Annotated in this window: 14 protein-coding genes; 9 read left to right on the top strand and 5 right to left on the bottom strand. The window is 72.1% G+C overall.

Annotation, left to right across the window (positions count from 1 at the left end; genetic code table 11):
- Positions 1–72: 72 nt before the first annotated feature.
- From ACWG52_RS21675 to ACWG52_RS21655, 5 genes are all read left to right on the top strand, one after another.
- A complete protein-coding gene (locus tag ACWG52_RS21675; protein WP_389815419.1) occupies positions 73–1194 on the top strand; it encodes an ADP-ribosylglycohydrolase family protein in 1122 nt (373 codons plus the stop codon).
- Positions 1195–1283: 89 nt separating this feature from the next.
- A complete protein-coding gene (locus tag ACWG52_RS21670; RefSeq protein WP_389815154.1) occupies positions 1284–2144 on the top strand; it encodes a TIGR03619 family F420-dependent LLM class oxidoreductase in 861 nt (286 codons plus the stop codon).
- A gap of 53 nt (positions 2145–2197) precedes the next feature.
- Positions 2198–2764 carry a hypothetical protein gene (locus ACWG52_RS21665; protein WP_389815151.1) on the top strand — a complete coding sequence of 189 codons (567 nt, stop codon included), beginning with the start codon at positions 2198–2200 and terminating at the stop codon, positions 2762–2764.
- 149 nt (positions 2765–2913) lie between these two features.
- On the top strand, positions 2914–3156 hold the full coding sequence (locus ACWG52_RS21660) for a hypothetical protein (RefSeq protein ID WP_386235931.1): 243 nt from the start codon (positions 2914–2916) through the stop codon (positions 3154–3156).
- A 115-nt stretch (positions 3157–3271) separates the two neighbouring features.
- Positions 3272–3688 (top strand): VOC family protein, encoded by a 417-nt coding sequence (locus ACWG52_RS21655; protein WP_389815147.1) that lies wholly within the window; start codon positions 3272–3274, stop codon positions 3686–3688.
- Between the two features lie 114 nt (positions 3689–3802).
- On the opposite strand, the gene ACWG52_RS21650 is transcribed toward ACWG52_RS21655, so the two are convergent.
- Positions 3803–4537: a GbsR/MarR family transcriptional regulator gene (locus ACWG52_RS21650; RefSeq protein ID WP_389815144.1), complete on the bottom strand. Its 735-nt coding sequence runs from the start codon at positions 4535–4537 to the stop codon at positions 3803–3805.
- 245 nt (positions 4538–4782) lie between these two features.
- Here ACWG52_RS21650 and ACWG52_RS21645 point away from each other — a divergent pair, with 245 nt between their 5' ends.
- From ACWG52_RS21645 to ACWG52_RS21635, 3 genes are read left to right on the top strand one after another with little or no spacing between them, the layout of a single operon-like run.
- Complete coding sequence (locus tag ACWG52_RS21645) at positions 4783–5457, top strand: DUF4097 family beta strand repeat-containing protein (protein ID WP_453125656.1); 675 nt, start codon at positions 4783–4785, stop codon at positions 5455–5457.
- Between the two features lie 32 nt (positions 5458–5489).
- Positions 5490–6455, top strand: coding sequence for an ATP-binding cassette domain-containing protein (locus tag ACWG52_RS21640; protein ID WP_389816334.1), 966 nt, complete (start codon positions 5490–5492; stop codon positions 6453–6455).
- Positions 6452–7237, top strand: a complete 786-nt coding sequence (locus ACWG52_RS21635) for an ABC transporter permease (RefSeq protein ID WP_389816337.1) — start codon at positions 6452–6454, stop codon at positions 7235–7237. Before ACWG52_RS21640 ends, ACWG52_RS21635 begins: the two co-directional genes overlap by 4 nt.
- On the opposite strand, the gene ACWG52_RS21630 is transcribed toward ACWG52_RS21635, so the two are convergent.
- The 4 genes from ACWG52_RS21630 to ACWG52_RS21615 all read right to left on the bottom strand — a co-directional run bounded on the left by ACWG52_RS21630 (position 7195) and on the right by ACWG52_RS21615 (position 10671).
- Positions 7195–7656: a hypothetical protein gene (locus tag ACWG52_RS21630; protein WP_453125653.1), complete on the bottom strand. Its 462-nt coding sequence runs from the start codon at positions 7654–7656 to the stop codon at positions 7195–7197. The two genes, ACWG52_RS21635 and ACWG52_RS21630, sit on opposite strands and share 43 nt — an antisense overlap.
- A 126-nt stretch (positions 7657–7782) precedes the next feature.
- Positions 7783–8577 (bottom strand): bestrophin-like domain, encoded by a 795-nt coding sequence (locus ACWG52_RS21625; RefSeq protein WP_390140702.1) that lies wholly within the window; start codon positions 8575–8577, stop codon positions 7783–7785.
- Between the two features lie 91 nt (positions 8578–8668).
- Positions 8669–8950, bottom strand: coding sequence for a hypothetical protein (locus ACWG52_RS21620; protein WP_390140666.1), 282 nt, complete (start codon positions 8948–8950; stop codon positions 8669–8671).
- Between the two features lie 155 nt (positions 8951–9105).
- Positions 9106–10671, bottom strand: coding sequence for an APC family permease (locus tag ACWG52_RS21615; RefSeq protein WP_390140664.1), 1566 nt, complete (start codon positions 10669–10671; stop codon positions 9106–9108).
- A 307-nt stretch (positions 10672–10978) separates the two neighbouring features.
- On the opposite strand from ACWG52_RS21615, the gene ACWG52_RS21610 reads away from it, so the two are divergent.
- Complete coding sequence (locus ACWG52_RS21610) at positions 10979–12067, top strand: DNA alkylation repair protein (protein ID WP_389816351.1); 1089 nt, start codon at positions 10979–10981, stop codon at positions 12065–12067.
- Positions 12068–12214: the final 147 nt, after the last annotated feature.

Below are 12214 nucleotides of genomic sequence, written 5' to 3'. Positions count from 1 at the left end.
CCCGCCGGCACCGGCCCGGCCGGCGGCGCGACCCCCGCCCCCGCCGGGGCGAACCGCACGCTCGGCCGCGGCATCGCCACCGGCCTGTGGGGCCGCGTCGAGCAGCAGGACTTCCGCAGCCGGGTCCGCGGCACCCTCCTCGGCTCCGCCCTCGGCGACGCCCTCGGCGCACCCGCCGCCGGCCTCTCCCTCGCCGCCCTGCGCGAGGCCCACGGCCCGGACGGCCTGACCGGTCCGGCCCCCGCCCTCGGGCGCCGCGGCCGGGTCACCGCCGCCACCCAGCTCACGCTCTTCACCGTGGACGGGCTGATACGGGCCCACGTACGCCGCGACACCGGCGCCTGGCATCCGCCCACCGACCTGCACCGCGCGTACCTGCGGTGGGCCGCCACCCAGCACGACTGGGGCCCCGACGAGCGCCGCGAGGACAACGGCTGGCTCGCGCAGGAGGAGTGGCTCTACGCCCGCCGCGCCCCGCACCGCGCCTGCCTGACCGGCTTCGCCGACGACGTCCTCGGCACCCTGGACCGGCCGAAGAACCCCACCGCCCGCGACGCGGCCGCCGCCTCCCGCTCGGCCCCCTTCGGTCTGCTGGTCGGCTGGGAGCCCGCCCTCGTCCTCCAACTCTCCGTGGAATGCGCCGCGCAGAGCCACGGCCACCCCACCGCCCACCTGTCGGCCGGAGCCGTCGCCGTCATCGTCCACGGCCTGGTCCGCGGCGACTCCCTCGACGCCGCCGTCCAGCGCGCCCTGGGCCTGCTCGGTGCCCGCCCCGGCCACCGGCCCGTCACGGACGCCCTCCAGCGCGCCCTGGCCGCCGTCACCCAGGGCTCGCCCGGCCCGGACGCCGTCGAGGCCCTCGCCGCGGACGAGGCGGGCGACGGATGCGATGCCGCCGACGCGCTCGCCGCCGCCGTCTACTGCGCCCTGGTCGCCGAGGACGTCCCGCAGGGCCTGCGCCTCGCCGTCAACCACGGCGGCGACTCCATCGCCGCCGGCGCCCTGTGCGGGGCCCTGCTGGGTGCCCTGCACGGTGAGACGGCCCTCCCGGCCGCCTGGCTCGCCGAACTCGAAGGCCGTGCCGCGCTGCTGGAACTCGCCGACGACTTCGCCCTGGAGATGACCCAGGGGCCGAGCCTGCACAACCCCACCACCGCCTCCCCCGGCTGGCTGGCCCGCTACCCGCGCGGCTGAACCGCGCCCCCGGCACCTGACGCCCCCTCAACATTCGAGGGTCCAGCCCGTACCGTGGCGGGTCCCACGTCTCGGAGGTGCCAGAACACATGCGGATCGCCACGACCATCTTCCTCACCGACCGCACCATCTCCCCCGTCCGGCTGGCCCACAGCCTCGAAGAGCGCGGCTTCTCCGGCCTCTACCTCCCGGAGCACACCCACATCCCGGTCAGCCGTGAGACCGCCGCCCCGATGGGCGGCGAACTCCCCGAGATGTACGGGCGCACCCTCGACCCCTTCGTCGCCCTCGGCCAGGCCGCCGCCGTGACCGAGCGGCTGCACCTGGGCACCGGCATCACGCTGGTCGCCCAGCACGACCCGATCGACCTCGCGAAGCAGGTCGCCACCCTGGACCACCTCTCCCACGGCCGTCTCACCCTCGGCATCGGCTACGGCTGGAACGTCGAGGAGGCCGCCGACCACGGCGTCGAGTGGCGCACCCGCCGCGACCTGGTCCGCGACCGGATGGCACTGATGCGCGCCCTGTGGTCCCCCGAGCCCACCGCGTACGTGGGCCAGTACTGCTCCGTCCAGGCCAGCACCGCCTACCCGAAGCCGGTCCAGGCCCCGCGCGAACTCGCCCCCGGCGTGCCCCTGTACGGGCCGCGCACCCTGATCGGCGGCGCCGCCGGCCCCAAGCTGTTCGCCGCCATCGCCGACCACGCCGACGGCTGGCTCCCCATCGGCGGCGGCGGCCTCGGCGAGTCCCTCCCGGTGCTGCGCCAGATCTGGGAGACCGCGGGACGCGATCCGAAGTCCCTCCAGGTGGTCCCGTACGCCGTCCGGCCCACCCCCGGCAAGATGAGCCACTACGCCGACCTCGGCATCGAGGAGGTCGTCCTGCAGCTCCCCTCGGCCGCGAAGCCGGAAGTCCTGCGCACCCTGGACGAGTTCGCCCAGTACCTCTGACGGGCCGCCGAAATCCCCTCGACGCGGAACGCCACCGCGCCGATCATGACGCCATGACGAACCGAGGGGCGGCCGGCGTGGACCAGGACATCGAGAACCGGTGGGTGGCGCTCCCGGCGGGCATCCGCACCAAGGTCGACGGATTCGTCCTCCAGGACGGCCTCATGCAGGCGATCAGGCTGGTGCGGGACGCGGGCCGCGTCCAGGGCGTCGGCCTGCGCGAGGCGCAGGAGATGGTGCACCTGCGCTATCTGCACTTCGGCGACCGGGTGGCCCGCACCCCCGACGACCCCATCGACCTGGACTCGCTCGCCACCCTCGCCCACGGCATCCCGGGCCGGGTGGTGGCGATCGAGGCGGTCTGGGACGGGGACACCGTGCACGACTGGTTCGTGAACCTGCTGGCCGTCACGGACGAACCCGTCGGACAGAAGGGCCTCGCCATGATCCCCTGGGGTGCGGCGGAACGCGCCCTGGACGGCGCCGACACCGGCGGCCTGCACCCCTCGGCGGCCGCCGCCACCCGCGCGGGCACCGAGCTGGCCGCGCACCTCGGCGTGCCGTTCCACTTCGCCAGTCCCGACACCCCGGACGACGAAGCGCCCCGCCGGCGCCCCTGACGGTGGCGCGCGCCCCGAACGCGCCCCTCTCGTACTACAGAGGGTGACCGCCATTGGGGTGAAGCACCGTTTCCAGTGAACTCTCCGTGATGTTGAGCCGGTCGCGTGCCGTCTGTCCGGCGCGTCGAACGAGATCCTAGGAGAGTGTCATGCGTATTCGCTCTGCCCTGACGGCGTCCGTCCTGGCTGCCGGCATCCTGATGGGCGGCGCCGGCGCGGCCCTGGCCAACGACGGCGTCGACATCGACTACTTCTCCGGCGGCCACAAGGCCTTCGCCTCCAACTGCTCCTCCTTCGCCGGCATTCCGGCCAAGATCGGCCCCCTGTACGCCGACAACTGCGAGAAGGCCGGCGAGAAGGAGTGGGCCGAGGCTGCCCACCTGGGCGCCTGACGCCCGGCACCCGTCGGCCGGGGCTCCGTCCCACAGGGGCCCCGGCCGACGGGTCGGCCGTGCACCGGTCGGCCGAACAGCCTTTGCCGGGAGGGGGTTTCGTAGGCTGGGCACCATGATCGATCCACATGCTCATGTCCGCATCGCCCGGCCCTCGCTCGACCTCGCGGCCGCCGAGCGGTTCTACGTCGACGGTCTCGGGCTGCAGGTGCAGTGGCGGAGCGCCGGGAACACGACCGGGGAGCACGCGCTGCTGATGGTCGGACCGGCCGGTGGCGGCTGGCACTTCGAGCTCACCCGGGACGCCTCGAACCCGATCCTGCCCGTGCCCACCGTCGACGACCTGTTCGTGGTCTATCTCGGCGAGGCACCCGACGAGGCCTTGGTCCAGCGCCTGGTCGACCACGGCGGGACCCGCGTCGCCGCCCACAACCCGTACTGGGACGAGTGGGGAGTCACCGTCGCCGACCCCGACGGTTACCGGCTGGTGCTCTGCTCCCGCACCTGGGGCCAGGCCGCCGCGTCCTCGTAGGCCGGCCCGCGGAGCGGGAGCGGATCGACCGGATGATCGGCGATCCGATCCGATCCGCTCCCGCGAGGTGCCGGACGAGCTGATCGGGGCGGCGGCGGGCCGCACGAACCTCGTCTAGAGCGGGTCGCCCGGGGGCGTTTCCGGCTTCGTGTGGAGGACCGCGCGCGCTTGTTCCGCGGCGCGGGTGATGCCCTCGGAGACGAAGTCCATGAAGCGGGCGATGTTCTCCAGGCGGTTGGCCGCCGGGGTGTCGGGGCCGAGGATGCTGACGCCCTGACGTGCGGTTTCTATGATCTGGGCGTTGGCGCGGGCGCTCGCGATGGTGGCCTGGTACCAGACGTCGTCGTCGACGAAGTAGCGCTCGCGGCGGCGTTCGTCGCGCTCCCTGCGGACGAGGCCCTGGCCCTCCAGGAACGTGATCGCCTTGGAGATGGACGCCGGGCTGACACCGAGGCGCTGGACGAGTTCGGCCGCGGTGAGGCTGCCCGTGTCCGTGAGGTAGAGGCAGGCCATCACCCGGGCCATCATCTTGGGCGTGCCGGCCTGGATGAGGACGTCGGTGAACACGTCCTCGAACGCGCGCACCGCTTCGGGGTCGCGTCCGTGGGCCTGCGGGGGCGCCTCCGGACCCCGGGGAGCGGCCTGACCGCGCCGGTGGGCGCGGCGTTCGGTGGCGCGGTGGGCCAGGTCCGCCCGGTAGGCGTTGGGTCCGCCGTTGCGCATCACCTCGCGCGAGATCGTCGAGGTGGGACGGTCGAGACGCCGGGCGATCTCCGCGTAGGGGAGGTCGTCCGCCAGTCCCAGCGCGATCTGCTGGCGTTCCTGCTGATTGAGCCTGCCTCCCGGCATCGCGGTCTCCTTCGTGGTGCGTGGTGTGTCCCACTATAGCGTTCACTCTCATTCCATTGCAACGAACCATGCGCAGCGCGTTGCGTTAAGCGCGAAACCATTGCAATGAAATCCTCTATTTGACCTGCAGTGATGCAGATTCAACGCAACGAGTCTGTTGCCAGTTTCTCGAACGCAACGTAGCTTTTCGTTCATCAGAAACCGCGGGGCGCACGGAGCGCAGCCGCTGATGAAGGAGAAGCACCATGCAGAAGTTCGCCACCGCCGCCCCGATCGCCGCCGTCCTGGACGTCCCCGCCGGGCTCATCCGGTTCATCGCCGCCGACCGGGCCGACACCACCGTCGAGATCCTCCCCGCCGACGCCTCCAAGAGCCGCGACGTGAAGGCCGCCGAGCAGACCGGCGCCGAGTACAGCGACGGCGTGCTGCGGATCGCGGCCGCACCCGCGAAGAACCGGGTCCTCGGCAACCACCCGGGATCCGTCGAGATCACCGTCCAACTGCCCGCCGGCTCCAGCGTCGAGGCGAAGACCGCGGCCGCCGAGTTCCGCGGCGTCGGGCGCCTCGGCGACGTCACCTTCGAGAGCGCCCAGGGCACGGTCAAGCTCGACGAGACCGCGAGCGCCCACCTCACCCTGATGGCCGGCGACATCACCGTCGGACGCCTGGGCGGCCCCGCGCGGATCACCACCCAGAAGGGCGACCTCCACATCACCGAGGCCCAGCGCGGCACCGTCGAACTCACCACCCAGGCGGGCGACATCACCATCGGCACCGCCCACGGGGTCTCCGCCACCCTCGACGCCGGCACCGCCTACGGCCGCGTCCACAACGCCCTCACCAACACCGAAGGCGCCGCCGCCGGCCTGAACATCCGCGCCACCACCTCCTACGGCGACATCACCGCCCGCAGCAACTGACCGCAGTCACCGCCCTCGAAGGAGCACTCCTCATGACCGACCTGGCCATCGCGGCGAACGGGCTGCGAAAGTCCTACGGCGACAAGCTCGTTCTCGACGGGATCGACCTGGCGGTCCCCGCCGGCACGGTCTTCTCCCTGCTCGGCCCGAACGGCGCCGGGAAGACCACCGCCGTCAAGATCCTCTCCACCCTCCTCGGCGCGGATCCCGGTACCGGAGCCATCCACGTCAACGGGCACGACCTGGCCGTCGACCCGCAGGCCGTACGCGCCTCGATCGGTGTCACCGGCCAGTTCTCCGCCGTCGACGGCCTGATCACCGGCGAGGAGAACATGCTCCTCATGGCGGACCTGCACCACCTCTCCCGCAGCGAGGGACGGCGGGTGACCGGCGAACTGCTGGAACGCTTCGACCTGGTGGAGGCCGCCAAGAAGCCCGCCGCGAGCTACTCCGGCGGCATGAAGCGCCGCCTCGACATCGCGATGACGCTGGTCGGCGACCCGCGGATCATCTTCCTCGACGAGCCCACCACCGGCCTCGACCCGCGCAGCCGCCACACCATGTGGCAGATCATCCGCGAACTCGTCACGGGCGGCGTCACCGTCTTCCTCACCACCCAGTACCTGGAGGAGGCCGACCAGCTCGCCGACCGGATCGCCGTCCTCAACGACGGCAGGATCGCCGCCGAGGGCACCGCCGACGAACTGAAGCGGCTGATCCCCGGCGGACACGTCCGGCTCCGCTTCACCGACCCGGCCGCCTACCGGTCCGCGGCCCTCGCCCTGCACGAGGTCACCCGGGACGACGAGGCTCTGGCCCTGCAGATCCCCAGTGACGGCAGCCAGCGCGAACTGCGGGCGGTGCTCGGCCGGTTGGATGCCGCCGGCATCGAGGCCGACGAACTGACCGTGCACACCCCTGACCTCGACGACGTGTTCTTCGCCCTCACCGGCCCGGCCGCCGCCATCCCCCACCAGACCGAGGAGAACGTCCGATGAGCTCCCTCACCCTCGCCGTCCGCGACTGCTCCACGATGCTGCGCCGCAACCTCCTGCACGCCCGGCGCTACCCGTCGCTGACGCTGAACCTGCTGCTCACCCCGGTGATGCTGCTGCTGCTCTTCGTCTACATCTTCGGCGACGTGATGAGCGCCGGCATGGGCGGCGGCGACCGCTCCGACTACATCGCCTACGTCGTCCCCGGCATCCTGTTGATGACCATCGGCAGCACCGTCATCGGGGCCGCGGTGTCCGTCTCCACCGACATGTCCGAGGGCATCATCGCCCGCTTCCGCACCATGGCGATCCACCGCAGCTCCGTGTTCGTCGGGCACGTGGTCGGCAGCGTCCTCCAGGTGCTCGCCGGCGTGGTCCTCGTCGGCGCCGTCGCCGTCGCCATCGGCTTCCGCTCCACGGACGCCACGGCCCTGGAATGGCTGGCCGCGTTCGGTCTGATCGCGCTCTTCGCCCTGGCGCTCACCTGGATCGCCGTCGGGATGGGCATGGCCAGCCCGAACGCCGAGGCCGCCAGCAACAGCGCGATGCCGCTGATCCTGCTGCCGCTCATCTCCAGCGCGTTCACCCCGGTCGAGGCGATGCCGGGCTGGTTCCAGCCGATCGCCCTGTACCAGCCGTTCACGCCGGCCATCGAGACCCTGCGCGGTCTGCTCCTCGGTACCGAGATCGGCTACAACGGATGGCTCGCGGTCGCCTGGTCCATCGCCCTGGCGGTGCTCGGCTACCGCTGGTCGGCCGCCTCGTTCAACCGCGACCCGAAGTAGGCGGTAGGAGCGTGCGGGCCTCCTCCCGCAGCATCGTCCCGCCCCTGGGCGGCGTACACCGACACGACGGTCGGGGTACGCCGCCCGTCGGCGTTCCGGGCCGCCGCGCGGACGTCCGGTGGCGGTTCGGTACGGCCCACGTGCGGGGATTCCTCGGCCATGCCGACGCTCGTCCAGAGGTGCTTGAACACCGACCACAGCCGGCGCCCGGAGCCGCCGTCGTCGTGGGACACCGGGGCGGTGGAGGAGGGCGGGGTGCGCGGCGTCGCGGGGGCGGCGCGGGCCACGTGGACCAGGCCGGCGACCACCGCAGCGAGGGCGGCCCCGGCCAGGACGGCCACGACCACGAGCCGGCCGAGACGACGGCTGCGCGCCTGCGTGTGCGTGTACGTGCGGGTGCGCGTGCGGGTGACGGCCATGGGAGGGCTCCTCGGGAGGTGGCGGCGGAGGCGGGCGCCGAGTGGTGCGCCCGTGTCTCCAGTCAGCCCGAGGGAGCGGATCGCGTCACGTCGCTGGAGTTCGGGACTTGACAGTGCGCGGCCCGCTCAGCCGGCGGCCCAGAACTGCGCCAGAGCCGCCTCCTTGTACGGCTCCGGGGTCACGCTCAGGTCCCCCGCGAAGGGCCGGTCCAGGGCCACCACCAGCAGCAGGCTGAAGCCGATCAGCCCGGCCACCGCCGATACGAAGAGCAGCTGCATCTTCAGGCTGCGCAGCCCGAACAGGAAGGTCAGCGGGACGATCACGAACGCGCCCCCGTACACCAGCACCTGGAGCAGGATCGGCAACGAGGTCTCGGCCATGCTGACGCGGGCCCGGCGCTGGGCGGCGACGTCGTTGAGGCGGGTGACCGCCTCGGCGTAGAAGGTCTCGGCGCGGGGGCCCTGCGGTTCGTAGGCCTGGAGCGCCTGGTAGAGGGCCTGCGTCTGGGGGGCGGTCGCCTCGTAGCTCGGCCGCCCGTCGCGCATCAGCGGCCACTGCACCTCGACGACGGCGTGGGTGTACGCGCCGACCGCCTGCTGGATCCGGGCGCGGTCGGCCGGGGGGAAGGCGTCGGCGCTGCGGACGACGAGGGCCAGGTCGGTGGCCTCGCTCGCGACGATGTTCTGGGTGTTCTCCAACTGCGTCCACAGGGTGACGACGACGAACGCGAGGATGATGCCGTAGATCGCGCCGAACATGCCGAGCGCGACCCCGACCATCTCGTTGTGGTCGCCCTGGGCCAGGTGTGGGAAGCGGCGGCGGGCGGCCAGGCTGCCGACCGCGGCGAGGCCGGTGAGGCCGCCGACCAGGAGGACGGCGATGACGAGGGTGCTGAGGTGGTTGAGCAGCCAGAGGATCATGCCCTGCTCAACGAGCGCCACCGCCCGAGAACCCGGCCTCCGCCACGGCTCCTGCGGGGTGGGAGCCGGGCGGAGGCCTCGGCGGCTCGGGTCACTCGACCTTGGGGGCGTCCGGGAGCCCGGCGGTCAGGGCCGAACCCGTGCCCTTGAGGGAGGAGTCGGTGGCCCGGGTGGCGGACCCGGCGGCCTGGGCGGTCACGCCCACCGCGGTCTTGGTGTCCTGTACGGCCTGGGTCGGGTGGTCGACGATGTCGACGACGCGGCCGACGACCGGGGGCGCCTGCCCGGCGGGCTCGTCGGCGTGCGCGGCGCCGGGGATCAGTGCGAGGGCGGCACCACCGGAGACGACCAGGGCGGAAAGGGTGCGCTTCATGGCGTTCATGCCCGGCCCAACGACCCCGCCACGCCCCGGGTCACCGCCCGAGGCCCCGGGAAGTGGCCCCGCAACGCCCGCGGCCCCGGATCGGGGGAATCGATCCGGGGCCTCGGGCATGACTCGGCGGGGGGAGCGCGGCGGCGCGGGGACGGTCAGTCCTCGACCACCAGGGACGGGGTGGACTTCGTCAGGACCTCGCCGCGGAAGAAGGCCGGGCTGCGGCGCTCGGTGACGAACATGATCACCAGGCCGAGGGCCAGCAGGCCGACACCGATGACGAAGACGTTGCCGACGTCGAGGCCGGGGAGCGTGGAGCCGGAGCCGTAGGCCGGGTCCCAGGCGTCGTAGAGGGTCTTGAAGAAGACCGCGGCCAGCAGGACGCCGCCCAGGATCGGGAAGACGCCCTTGAAGAACAGGTCGCGGGCGGAGCGGCGCAGCTCGCCACGGAAGTACCAGACGCAGGCGAAGGCCGTGAGCGAGTAGTAGAAGCAGATCATCAGGCCGAGCGCGAAGATCGTGTCGGTGAGGACGTTCTCGCTGACCAGGGTCATGACCGTGTAGAAGGCACCGGTCGCGACGCCCGCCATGACGGTGGCGCGGCCCGGGGTCTTGAAGCGCGGGTGGACCTTGGCGTAGGAGGCCGGCAGGGCCTCGTACGTGGACATGGCCAGGACCGTGCGGGCGACCGGGATGAAGGTGGTCTGCAGGGAGGCCGCGGCGGAGGCCAGGACGGCGACGAAGAGCAGGATGCCGAGGACCGGGCCCATGACGGGGCCGGCGAGGGCGGCGAAGACGTTGCCGGAGGTCTCCTCGTTGGCGAGGCCGAGGCCCTCGCCGCCGGAGCCGACGGCCATCTGGGCGGCGACGCCGGTGGCCAGGTACGAGCCGACCAGGACGACCATCGCGATGAGCGAGGCGCGGCCGGGGGTCTTGGTCGAGCCGGTGGTCTCCTCGTTGGTGGCCAGGCACGCGTCCCAGCCCCAGTACATGAAGATCGAGAGCGAGAGTCCGGCGGTGAAGGCCGCCATGGACTCGACCGCGAAGGGGTTCATCCAGGACCAGGAGAAGTCCAGGCCGGTGTCGAAGGTGCCGGCGGAGGCCTTCTGGAAGGCCATGGCGACGAAGATCGCGAGCACGACGAGCTGGAGGCCGACGAGGGCGTACTGGACGCCCTTGGTGGCGGTCATGCCGCGGTAGCTGATGGCGGTCGCGACGGCGATCAGGGTGAGGCAGGTGGCGATGTGGACGAGCTTGTTGTCGTCCAGGGCGGCGATCGACGCGTTGTTCGTGACCTCGCCTGCCAGCAGCCAGAAGTACGAGGTGGCGACGCCCGCGAGGTTGGAGAGCACGATGATCGTGGCGATCACCAGGCCCCAGCCGCACATCCAGCCGATCCGCGGGCCGAAGGCCTTGACGGTCCAGGTGAAGGAGGTGCCGCAGTCCGGCATGGCCTTGTTGAGCTCGCGGTAGGCGAACGCGACCAGGAGCATCGGGAGGAAACCGGCGAGGAAGATCGCGGGCATCTGCAGGCCGACCTCACCGGCGGTGGAGCCGAGGGTCGAGGTCAGGCAGTAGACGGGGGCGACGGTGGAGATGCCGATGACGGCGCTTCCGACCAGTCCGACGGAGCCCTTGCCGAGGCCCTTGCCGCGAACGTCGCCGTCGGCGACGCCGCTTACCGTGTCTCCGGCCCGAGGCCGAACGTCCAGCTGAGTCATGGGTCAGGACGTTAGATGGTGCGTTTTCCACATCTGGACGATCGAAGTCCGGAAGTCGACTCCCTTGAATGCCTTCGAATCTTGAGATCAAGACAGTTCGCAAGCACTTAATGCAAGGTTCACCTTCTCGCGCGCCCACGCTTCGAGAGGCTCGACCGAGACTCTTTCGGCATGCGGAAACCGCAGCCATGTCCGTTTTGCGCGTTTCCAAAGTTTCCGTCGTGACTTTGCGGTGACCGGTGGTAACAGGGGGCACGGCGTCCCGAAACCTTCTCCGGACCGGGACGCCATCGGCGAGACTGGCCCCATGCCCACGGCCGATGAACTCCTCAGCGCGGATACCGTCACCACCCTGGCCCGACTGCTCGCCGGCGCGGGCGGCCGCCGGTCCTCACCGGCCCTGCGCGCCCGCGCCGCCACCCTCGACGGACTGTCCTTCAGCGGCCGCGTCACCGCCGTCCGCGACGCCGTGCTCGACGACCTCCCCGACACGTGGCCGGCCTTCGAGACCGTCGTGCGCACCGCCCTCGACCGGCCCGGCTTCGAGGGCTGGATGACCTTCCCCGTCGGCGAGGCCGTCGCCGTCCGCGGGCTGGAGGTCTTCGAGCCCGGGCTGGACCTGCTGCACGACCTCACCTCCCGGCTCACCGCCGAGTCCGCCGTACGGCCCTTCCTGCGCGCCGACCCGGACCGCGCCCTGGCCGTCGTACAGAAGTGGACGGACGACCCGGACCCGCACGTACGCCGCCTCGCCAGCGAGGGCACCCGGCCCCGGCTGCCGTGGGCCCCGCAGCTGCCCGCCTTCATCGCCGACCCGCGCCCGGCCCTGCCCGTGCTGGACGCCCTGTACCGCGACGGGTCCGAGTACGTGCGCCGCTCCGTCTCCAACCACCTCAACGACATCAGCCGCGACCACCCCAGCCTCGCGGTCGAGACGGCGGCCCGCTGGCTGGCCGAGCCCGAGGCCACGACCGACCGGGTCGTACGCCACGGACTGCGGACCCTGATCAAGGCCGGCCGGCCCGAGGCGCTGACCCTCCTCGGCCACTCCCCCGACGTGCCCGTGACCGTGAGCGGCCCGGTCGTCGCCGAGCCCCGGGTCGCCGTCGGCGAGTACCTCGTCTTCGACTGGACGGTCACCAACACCGGCCCGCTCCCGGCGCAGCTGGTCATCGACTACGTCGTCCACCACGCGAAGGCCAACGGCACCCGCACGCCCAAGGTGTTCAAACTCGTCACGCGCGCCCTCGCCCCCGGCGAAACCCTCGGCGGCACCAAGCGGCACTCCTTCAAGCCCATCACCACCCGCCGCTACCACTCGGGCGAGCACCTGGTGCAGCTCCAGATCAACGGCCGGGTCCGCGGCGAGGCCACTTTTTCGTTGGACGCGTCCTGACCCCGCCTGACAACCTCTCGGCATGACCTACGGATTCGGGTCCCGCCCCGCCCGATGAACGTCCGCGACGAGCGCGAGCCGCTCGCCCCTCGGGCATGACCCGGGTCCGGGCGGGGGCCACCCGCCCCCGGCCGGACCCGGCGCCGC

The sequence above is a fragment of the Streptomyces sp. CLCI03 genome (assembly GCF_053615355.1).
This window is presented reverse-complemented; position numbering and strand designations above follow the sequence as displayed.

What these genes read in the sequence shown, in the direction of transcription:
- ACWG52_RS21670 (WP_389815154.1), top strand. Translation starts at nt 1,284, where the DNA reads ATGCGGATCGCCACGACCATCTTCCTCACCGACCGCACCATCTCCCCC.
- ACWG52_RS21665 (WP_389815151.1), top strand. Translation starts at nt 2,198, where the DNA reads ATGACGAACCGAGGGGCGGCCGGCGTGGACCAGGACATCGAGAACCGG.
- ACWG52_RS21660 (WP_386235931.1), top strand. Translation starts at nt 2,914, where the DNA reads ATGCGTATTCGCTCTGCCCTGACGGCGTCCGTCCTGGCTGCCGGCATC.
- ACWG52_RS21655 (WP_389815147.1), top strand. Translation starts at nt 3,272, where the DNA reads ATGATCGATCCACATGCTCATGTCCGCATCGCCCGGCCCTCGCTCGAC.
- ACWG52_RS21650 (WP_389815144.1), bottom strand. Translation starts at nt 4,537, where the DNA reads ATGCCGGGAGGCAGGCTCAATCAGCAGGAACGCCAGCAGATCGCGCTG.
- ACWG52_RS21645 (WP_453125656.1), top strand. Translation starts at nt 4,783, where the DNA reads ATGCAGAAGTTCGCCACCGCCGCCCCGATCGCCGCCGTCCTGGACGTC.
- ACWG52_RS21640 (WP_389816334.1), top strand. Translation starts at nt 5,490, where the DNA reads ATGACCGACCTGGCCATCGCGGCGAACGGGCTGCGAAAGTCCTACGGC.
- ACWG52_RS21635 (WP_389816337.1), top strand. Translation starts at nt 6,452, where the DNA reads ATGAGCTCCCTCACCCTCGCCGTCCGCGACTGCTCCACGATGCTGCGC.
- ACWG52_RS21630 (WP_453125653.1), bottom strand. Translation starts at nt 7,656, where the DNA reads ATGGCCGTCACCCGCACGCGCACCCGCACGTACACGCACACGCAGGCG.
- ACWG52_RS21625 (WP_390140702.1), bottom strand. Translation starts at nt 8,577, where the DNA reads ATGATCCTCTGGCTGCTCAACCACCTCAGCACCCTCGTCATCGCCGTC.
- ACWG52_RS21620 (WP_390140666.1), bottom strand. Translation starts at nt 8,950, where the DNA reads ATGAAGCGCACCCTTTCCGCCCTGGTCGTCTCCGGTGGTGCCGCCCTC.
- ACWG52_RS21615 (WP_390140664.1), bottom strand. Translation starts at nt 10,671, where the DNA reads ATGACTCAGCTGGACGTTCGGCCTCGGGCCGGAGACACGGTAAGCGGC.
- ACWG52_RS21610 (WP_389816351.1), top strand. Translation starts at nt 10,979, where the DNA reads ATGCCCACGGCCGATGAACTCCTCAGCGCGGATACCGTCACCACCCTG.